This is a genomic window from Streptosporangium amethystogenes (assembly GCF_000721075.1).
Taxonomy (GTDB): domain Bacteria; phylum Actinomycetota; class Actinomycetes; order Streptosporangiales; family Streptosporangiaceae; genus Streptosporangium; species Streptosporangium amethystogenes.
Window position 1 is genome coordinate 1 of the sequence record NZ_JOEQ01000085.1, and the last position, 8,505, is coordinate 8,505.

The 8,505-nt window shown below is 63.3% G+C and carries 9 protein-coding genes; 4 read left to right on the forward strand and 5 right to left on the reverse strand.

The genetic code is table 11. The features are described 5' to 3' along the window. Positions 1-205: 205 nt before the first annotated feature. Positions 206-412: a helix-turn-helix domain-containing protein gene (locus IG98_RS49885; RefSeq protein WP_030926264.1), complete on the reverse strand. Its 207-nt coding sequence runs from the start codon at positions 410-412 to the stop codon at positions 206-208. Further along, positions 409-1,347 (reverse strand): replication initiator, encoded by a 939-nt coding sequence (locus tag IG98_RS0143365; protein WP_051753722.1) that lies wholly within the window; start codon positions 1,345-1,347, stop codon positions 409-411. Before IG98_RS0143365 ends, IG98_RS49885 begins: the two co-directional genes overlap by 4 nt. Before the next feature lie 10 nt (positions 1,348-1,357). Here IG98_RS0143365 and IG98_RS0143370 point away from each other — a divergent pair, with 10 nt between their 5' ends. After that, a complete protein-coding gene (locus IG98_RS0143370; RefSeq protein ID WP_030926268.1) occupies positions 1,358-1,657 on the forward strand; it encodes a UTRA domain-containing protein in 300 nt (99 codons plus the stop codon). Between the two features lie 293 nt (positions 1,658-1,950). Here IG98_RS0143370 and IG98_RS51735 read toward each other — a convergent pair whose 3' ends face one another. Next, a complete protein-coding gene (locus tag IG98_RS51735) occupies positions 1,951-2,427 on the reverse strand; it encodes a hypothetical protein (protein ID WP_157594887.1) in 477 nt (158 codons plus the stop codon). Positions 2,428-3,055: 628 nt separating this feature from the next. Here IG98_RS51735 and IG98_RS54070 point away from each other — a divergent pair. Both IG98_RS54070 and IG98_RS54075 read left to right on the forward strand, forming a co-directional pair. Further along, positions 3,056-3,373, forward strand: a complete 318-nt coding sequence (locus IG98_RS54070) for a phospholipase D-like domain-containing protein (RefSeq protein WP_245651961.1) — start codon at positions 3,056-3,058, stop codon at positions 3,371-3,373. 9 nt (positions 3,374-3,382) lie between these two features. After that, positions 3,383-3,679, forward strand: a complete 297-nt coding sequence (locus IG98_RS54075; protein ID WP_245651962.1) for a hypothetical protein — start codon at positions 3,383-3,385, stop codon at positions 3,677-3,679. Between the two features lie 67 nt (positions 3,680-3,746). Here IG98_RS54075 and IG98_RS0143380 read toward each other — a convergent pair whose 3' ends face one another. Together IG98_RS0143380 and IG98_RS0143385 are read right to left on the reverse strand one after the other, a co-directional pair. Continuing rightward, positions 3,747-4,379, reverse strand: a complete 633-nt coding sequence (locus IG98_RS0143380; RefSeq protein WP_245651963.1) for a DUF6461 domain-containing protein — start codon at positions 4,377-4,379, stop codon at positions 3,747-3,749. Between the two features lie 1,026 nt (positions 4,380-5,405). Beyond that, positions 5,406-6,452 carry a TolB family protein gene (locus IG98_RS0143385; protein ID WP_030926272.1) on the reverse strand — a complete coding sequence of 349 codons (1,047 nt, stop codon included), beginning with the start codon at positions 6,450-6,452 and terminating at the stop codon, positions 5,406-5,408. 1,470 nt (positions 6,453-7,922) lie between these two features. Between IG98_RS0143385 and IG98_RS0143395 the strand changes: the two genes are divergently transcribed. Beyond that, the gene (locus IG98_RS0143395) at positions 7,923-8,444 is read left to right on the forward strand and encodes a helix-turn-helix domain-containing protein (protein WP_245651964.1); all 522 of its coding nucleotides are present in this window, start codon (positions 7,923-7,925) and stop codon (positions 8,442-8,444) included. Positions 8,445-8,505 lie beyond the last annotated feature (61 nt).

An 8,505-nucleotide genomic window follows, 5' to 3' on the forward strand; every position in this document is an offset into this window, starting at 1 on the left:
GTAGTTCGCCGGTGCGATGGCCAGGCCGTCGTCGTAGTCGCGGATGATCTCTTTGAGCTTGTCCTTGGCCTCCGTCTTGCTCTTGCCGCTGGCCTTCTTGACGATGCGCTTCCCGGCGGGGGGTAGCCGACCGTCACCGAGGCGATCCAGCGCTCTCGCTGCTCGTCCCAGTGCGGGCCGTCGTCTCCCCGGCTGCGTCGTGCGGTCATGATGCCCTCGCTTCCCGTTCGAGTAGAGCGATGTAGTCGGAGATGGCCGAGGCCGGGATGAGCCGGGTACGACCCTGGGTGACGGAGCGCAGGCGACCCGCCCTGATCTGCTCGTAGATCACGCTGCGACTCATGCTGAGCAGGTGCATGGCGTCGCATATGCGATACAGCCGCCGTTCGCCGGGCGGTCCGGGTGCTGTCACCCGTCCTCCCGCTCGGTGGCGATCTTCCGAGCGGTGGCGACCTTCTGGCGGATGTGCTCGGCCATGATCGCCTCACCGGGGGAGTAGCCCGATCCGGCGAACCGCCAGTGACCGAGTACGAGGGTCGTCTCGTCACCGAAGGCAGGAAGCCCGTGCCGTTCGCGTGCTTCGGCGCCCTTCGTGGCGTACTTGGCGATGTAGCCGGCCACCGCCCGCTCGCTCAACCCGTCCGCCGCCTGGTCGAGCAGGATGGGCCGGATGTCGAGCTGATCACCCCAGATCAGATCCCACCGACCGAGATCACTCGGGGGAGAGGTGACCGTGACCCGCTGGACCGCCGGAGGGATCGCCCGAGTGAGCAGGCCGTGATCAGCCCAGCCCGGAGGAACCTCACTCCCGCCGCCCGGACCGTCGAGCCTGACGATGGCGTGGAAGTGCACCAGGCCGCGCCGCTGATACTCGGCCACCTTGGCGAACGACACCCGGACCCGCCTGGCGAACTCCCGACGGCTCAGCCCCGCCTCGCCGGCCAGGGTGCGCCGCACTTCCAGGGTGAAGCGATGCCACAGCGTGCCCGCGTGAGCCTGCCAGAGCACCGCGCCCACGTAGTCGTAACACCGGTCGCATACGGGTTGCCCGAGCCGTCCGTCTTCTGGCTCGTGGCGAGCACGGCAGCCGACCGGATGCCCGTGCTCACAGAGCTTGTCGCGCTTACAGGGACGGCAGGCCCGTACCGTCCCGCCCTTCTCTCGCCGAGTGTGCACCGGCCCGAACGAGGGAGCGGTGAGCGTGACGAACGCCCGAGGGTGGCCGCTCACCTCCTGTGGGACACCCTTGCCGCCGGACAGACCCGCCCGAATGAGTTGGAAGGTGTCGGCCCGGTAGACCTCCGAGCAGGACGGACACACCGAGGCCCGCCGGTTGCCGCAGGCCACCAGCAGAGGTATGGAGATCGACTCTGAGATCGAGCCCGAGGACTACTACGCCCACCTGGAGCGCACCTACGGGCCGCTGCGCTGGATCACCTCGGTCCACACCCAGATGCCCTACGGCGAGACCTACGAAGACCTCAACATGGAGCCCATTGGCACTCCCTTGTTGCTGGTCCGCCGACTGATGCTCAGCAAGGACGGCCGCCCGCTGGAGTTCACCGAGATCGAAGCCCCCGGCGACCGTTTCGAAGCCGCAGCAGCCAGCGAGCATGACCAGGCCGGATCAGACGGTCAGGTCTCACTCAGGGTGTAGTGGGCTCAGACTTTCTTTACTGGTTCAAGGCAGCCCGCCTGCGGCGGCCTGAGCGCGTCGGGCGGTCGCTGGCCGCGCTGCGGCTCTCCGGCCGGTCGCGGCCCGCGCCGCCCCACGCGCTTCCTTAATCCCGGCGAGACAGTCGGACTAACAATTGAGCCAGATCAACGCTGCCTGTCCTGCTACGCCGTGCTATGAGCCGACGGCATACGAGGTGATTAGGTGGCAGGTGCTGTTCGTAAGAGTCCGATAAGCCTTTCTCTCCGAGGTGAATGATGTGATGGGCGCAGGCTCTAATTCATGGGAGCAAGACTCACAAGCACAAGCGCAGTAGATTTTGCTGAGTCCACCTGAACTGCGCTTTCTATTTTCTGCTGCAGGGGTCCATATGATCTTAAGTCATTCAATGAATCAAATGACACGATTATGTGCTTCCATTTGTGTGACTCTAGATTATGTCTTCCAAGTTTTGACCATCCAAGCTGGTGCAAGCGCTCATATACCATGTTGCGAGCTTCTTCGAAGTTCGAAGCTCCGACGTCCATCACCAGGATTTCGTCAATTTGCGTAGTGCCCTCCCAGGTGAAATCTGCTGGTGTCTGTAACACCACTCTGCCTACACTACGGACTGCTTTGACGGCGGCCGGGTCGACCTCTACTGTCTTGTGGAACCATGACACGCCACAGCCGGAGAGCATGAGTAATGCGAACAGGGTCGTGAGTGCGGATTTGACTATTGTGGTCGCGCGCTTGTGGTCGAAAATTATCATGGGCTCTCCGTCATCTTGCCTGCCTATCTTGTTGTCGATGATGCATGCCAGATTACTGAGGATCTTTACCGTCGATCTAGTATGCAGGTTCTTATGACCTTGATGGGTGGCAGCCTGGAAGGCTACGAGGGCCCTCGTTCGCATCGAAGTGGATCAGGTGACGATCGCTCACTTCGCGACTCGCCGGCCGAGGCTAAGGCGATCAGCGCCGAGCCTCTCCTTCGTCGGCTTGCAAATGGGTTACCTGGGCTGAGATGACAGCAACGTCCCGTCCGGTGGCATTCGCCGACGTCCGTCCACATGACTTCGGTAATGGTCAGGGTGGGCTGGGCGGGATCGTTCGTCCGACTGAAAATGGACGGTCATGCTGCCGCGGGGCTGCCGTTCCTCGGGCCTGGCGGCCCTGCGGTACGGTCCCCTTGCCATCGGATGACGGGGCGGGCCGACGGCCGGAGGTGCTGTGTACAGCAGTCGGATACAGCAACACCGCCTCACACGATCACACGCCACCGGTCCTCATCTACCGCTTGAACGGGGCGAGGAACCCTCCACATCGTGACCGGCTCCCGTTTGCAATCAGACAGTCATGCTGCCGCGTAGCGCTCGGCTCTGGACGTGGCGCCCCGGTTTGTTGCCGGTTTATCTGCTCCATCGAGAGGTTCTGGCCGCTTACCCCTATCGGTCGGCGTGCCCCAAGTCGATCTGGCGCAACCTGATCAGCTCGGCCCGCAACGAGATCGTCTTCGCCGGGTACACCAACTACTTCCTGTGGCTGGAGCACCCCAACCTCGCCAAGGTCCTCAAACGCAAGGCCGAGCAGGGGTGCAAGATCCGGTTCCTGATCGGCGACCCGGACAGCGAGGTCACCCGCCGCCGCGAAGAGGTGGAGAACGTCCCGCTGACCGTCTCCACCCGCATCCGGATCACCCTCTCGGAGATCGAGTAGGTTCGGAACGTGCCCGGCATCGAAGCGCGCTTCGGTGACGAGCACATCGCGATGAGCGTCTTCCGCTTCGATTCGGAGATGCTCGTGACCCCGCACCTGGCCAAGCTCGTCGGCCATGACTCGCCGATGATGCACCTGCGCCGTTACCAGGACGACGGGCTGTTCGACCGGTTTGGCTATCACGCCTCCCGCCTGGGCACGTGCTCGCGCCGGAGAGGCCCCGTCGGCGCTGAGAGCGCTGAGCGAGGCGAGTGTGGTCCTGGCAAGCACGTCCGGAGCAGACAAAGACGTCCCCCAGGTGCGTGAGCTGCTGACCCGCTATCCCAGAGCACCTGGGCCTGCCGGCAGACCGGTCTCCATGCGGACCTGCCGATCAGTCATTCAGGGGTTCCTCGCCAGGGAAGCACAGCTCCAGCATCTCTGGGGAGAAGTTGAGACCGGTGATCCTGCTCGCCAGGGCGAACGACTTCTCGATCGGGAAGTCGATGCACGAGCCGTCTATGTCGATGTCGTAGTCAGGGTCCAGCCCGACCTCGCGCATCTCCTCGATGAAACGGTCCGGATCGGTGCCTGATCGATCGTCTGGGAGTACCGGTTCAAACTGGACGACCGGCTCGCCGTCGACGATATAGGCGAAGGTGTCCGAGGCGTAGTCGTGGCGGCAGACCGACACGACCTCGGTTCCCTGTGAGATCGGGATGTATATCTCGGGGTCAACGGCGATCTGCCATCCTCCTGGTTCGACGACCAGGGTCCAGTCGCCGATCTTCGCGGTGCCGATGTAGTCGGCTGCGTCGTCCCCCATACTTTTCGCCGAGCGCTCGTCCGATTCGTCGACCGCCACTGCCTCTTCCATGGTGCTCCCGTTCGCGCTGAATCGGCGGAGGACCTCCTCCGGAGCGAGACCCCGGACGAAGGACACACAGTAGATCTCATCTAATTCTTCGCAGTCGGAGAGCCAGCGGAATTCCTCGGGGCATTCTGTCATCGTCACTCCTTTGATCATGTGAGCGGCATGATTGCAGCCGTCGCCGACAAAAGGTGTTCGGAGGTCCGATTGGTGAAGGAACGTCGGTGGACAACCTCGGCCCAGGGATGTCTTCTGCGTGACTATCTGGGTGACAACGACCGCGGACGGGGCCGGACAACGGTGGACGGTCGTGGACCGTATGCCCAGGTCAACGCCGATATCGGCCCTGGTCACACCCCTGCTTGGATCGCCTTACAAGCGAGATGTCACTGGTTCGAACCCAGTAGTGCCCACCACAAGCCCCTCACCTGCGAAATCAGGCGGGGGCTTTTCTTTTGTTACGAGACCGCCTCGCCGTGTTGCTCAGCCGGATGTCGCCTCAACACGTGAACACACGCTTGTGTCATGCCCCTTGGCGCCTTGGGCAGGGCGAGGTGACTCTTCGGCCGTTGCCGTCGGCAATGATTCGCTACTCTGAGTGAGGCGAGTGTGCGGAAGGAGTCTCAGGTGCATGAGCCGTATGGCTTTGAGATCGAGCCGGAGGTCCGTGAGTGGCTCGACAACCTGAGTGACAGCGACTCCAAACGGGTTGACGAGGTGGCTGGTCTACTGGCGGAACCGCTCCGACGATCGCCTTGCTGCGGCATCTGGCCGCGGCACTGAATGCTGACGTGCGTCTCACCTCCAGTCATGATCTGGGCTCGGTGTGGTTCGAGCCTCACGCGGCCTGCTCGAGAGACACAGGTCACCCGGTGCGTAGGAACCCCGCTCGCCGCCGAGATGCTGTGGGGGCACCGAAATCAGCACTGATGGCAGGACGCGTAAGGATGAGACTTCTGGGCGACCAACTGGGTGAACCGCCCGAAACCCGCAGCTCCTCACGCTGCGACCGAGCCCGGCGGACAAGCCCCCGCTTCTGTCCGCGTATCTCATACCCTCAGGTCTACACCTGCGCGAACAACGCACTGGAAACGGCCCCGGGCACACCGTCACGCCGAGATCTCATGGTCAGTAGCCCCGCGCCGATGACGAAACGCGAGACCATGTCTGCGGCCCGACCGATCACTTCAGAGCGCTGAAGTGCGGGTAGATCTGGGACGCCCTGCCGAGTTTGAGCAGCGTCTCGATCACCTGGCCCTTCAGGTCGACGATCCCGATGCCGGCCGCGGTGGAGATGAGCAGGTGCTTCTCGTCATACCAGCCGAGGGTGGTGGGCTGCGGGCCCGCGACGATGGGAAGTCTCGTCACGGCCTTGCCGGTCACCGCGTCCCACACACAGGCGGCCTTCTCCAGCGGCAGGCAGGCGGTGACGAACCGCTTGCCGGAGGGGGAGAAGACGCCGCGCCCGTCACCGCCCGGCCTGCCTCGCACCTGGTATTCCCTGGTGGCCTTGCCCTGGAGGTCGTACAGGCGGACGGTCGTACCGCCGAGCCTGCCGTGCCTGACCAGGAAGCGGGTGCCGTCGTGGTTCCACTCGAAACCGCCGACGGTGACCAGCGCCTTGTGGATCTTGAGGAAGCGAGGCGTGAAGTCAGGCAGATCGAGGATCATTACTCCTGCCGAGCGGTCGCCCTGGCGGGCCAAGCTGACGGTGAACAGCAGCTTCTGGCCGTCCGGCGACCACCTGGGCCAGCGCATCTGGGGATACTGGGTGCCGCCGTTCTCGGTGTCGGCGGGAGTGTATTCGGTGAGCTGGATCGCGACGTCCCGGCTCTTGCCGGTGGTCCGGTCAAGGATTCGCAGACGGTCCTGGCCCGGCTCTCTTGACGACTCCAGTCGCGCGACCGTCCAGCGTCCGTCGGGGGAGACCGCGACCTCCTCGTAGTCGGTCTTGATGAACCGCCGCCGGTCCGGCTGCCATGCCCACAGCGCGAACCCGTTCCCTTGGGCCTGGAAGTCGATGGTGCCGTAGGACGTGAGCTGGATAGGGCGGCCGTTCAGATCGGCGACGACCGCGGCCCGGCCCTTTCCGACCTGGCCATTTCCCGTCCGTTCCGTTACACCAGGTAACGGGCCTCTGGTCGGCTGGGGCGGGGCCACGGCAGCCGAGGCGGCGGTGGTGGTGAGCACGAATGCGCTCACCAGGCTGGACACGAAACGGCCGAGCATATGATTTCTCCTGGCTGTCCTAAAGAAAACCTTACCAAGATCAGGATAGGTCATCCCTCGGGCCGCCGTAGCGATTTATGGCGAATCGACCAGCGCCAGGCAATTAAGCGGTATTCTTTCGACAGCCGCGTGGATTCAGGTCCTAGGGCCTGGCGCTCCTGCGGTATAGGCCCACTCGCCACCGGATGATGAGGCTGGTCGCCGGCGAGAACGCTGTGTACAGCAGTGGGATACAGCAACGCTGCTTTATGCGAGCACATGCCACCGACCCGTATCTACCACTTAAACAGGGAAAGGAGTCCTCTATTTCGTGACCGGCTCCCGTTTGCAATCAGACAGTCATGCTGCCGTGTAGCATTCGGCTCTGGACGTGGCGCCCTGGTTTGTTATCGGTTGATCTGCTCCCTCTGGGAGACGTGGCGACATGGGTCCCTCCAGATCCCAGGCCGCCACGCCTGTCTTACCGGGCTGGTCCGGACAGCAGTGCCATCCAGATCACCCGAGCTTCATCGATTGGCCGGGGAAGGGTCTCTTGGACCTGGTGGCCGCTGTCGAGTTGAATGGTTCGCCGGACGAACGCCCGCCCGGCGCCCTCGCATAGTTCGTAGACCGTGGCACGGCACCAACAGGTCCGGGCCACCGAAGGTGTCCGTTCAAGCGCCGGGTACGGCTCTCGCCAATCCAGGCGGAGGTGATCTCGCTGGGGCATTGCCACGTGTGGGCTCAGGCACTCGTCGAGCAGCGTCACGACGTGCGCTCCGCGACTCCTCCGCACCGGTAGGACGCTTTGGGGAGCTCTTCGTACCGTTGGGCGACGTAGTGAATCCGAAAGCTCGACGTGGCGCGCGATCATGCTGCTGAACTGCAGAGATAGAGGAGATTCGGGTAACGTCCACCTTTGATCGTCAGTAGTGGCGACGGTGACCGGGTTGTCCACGCCGTAGACCCGGTACACGCGGCGGCCCGTTTTCGCCGAGATCTTCCCCGTCCACCAGCGGTAGGCATGTCCGTTCGTCCAGACCAGGGCGACGCCGTGGCCCTCGTGGACGTCGGCTGAGACGCCGCAGTGTTCGAGGCCGATGCGCAGACGCTCAGCAGCCAGGGCCGCCGGGCATCGTTGAGCCGGCCCTTTCCAGCCAAGGGCGCTCATGCCTCCAGTCCCTCCTGGTCGCGGAGCTGCTGGGCGAGTTCGGTGACGTCGTCGGCGTCGATTGTCCGGTAGAGGCCCCGATTTATCTCTTCGTCGGTGAGGTGCCGGCCATTCCGGGTTGCCCACAAACGACCCGCAGAACTACGCCAAATGCACCATCCGGGAAATGCTGCCTGGAGGTCTTCCAGAATCACGGGTGTTGACATGGAGTAAGCGTTATTCCATTTGAGTGACGAACCCACCGTGTTCCAGAGACGTCCAGGACGTTTCAAAGTTAGAGTCGAAAACGTCCTTGACGTCCTCACTCCCCGAGGTGCACCGTGGCCAACGTCCCCTTACGCCGCGCCATGCTCGATGCGAAGCTGAGCAACCAGAACCTGGCGGACCGCTGCGAGGTGGATGTTAAGACGGTGGAACGCTGGTTACAGGATGAGGCACGAGTCCCGCACCTCCGGCACCAGTTGGCCGCCGCCGAGGCATTAGGAGTTGATACGTCCGTGTTGTGGCCAGAGGCTATCCGTAACACCGTGAAGACCGGCCCGGATCGAGAAGTTCTGACCGTTTACCCCTATCGGTCTGCGTGCCCCAAGTCGATCTGGCGCAACCTGATCACCTCGGCCCGCAACGAGATCGTCTTCGCCGGGTACACCAACTACTTCCTGTGGCTGGAACACCCCAACCTCGCCAAGGTCCTCAAACGCAAGGCCGAGCAGGGGTGCAAGATCCGGCTCCTGATCGGCGACCCGGACAGCGAGGTCACCCGCCGCCGCGAAGAGGTGGAGAACGTCCCGCTGACTGTCTCCATGAGGTGCCCAGCAGATTCCGGACAGTCGGCTGCATAAGCTGACAGAAGTCTGGAAGAGGTAGGTACGTGACGAGGCGTCGCAGGCAGTTCTCATCGGA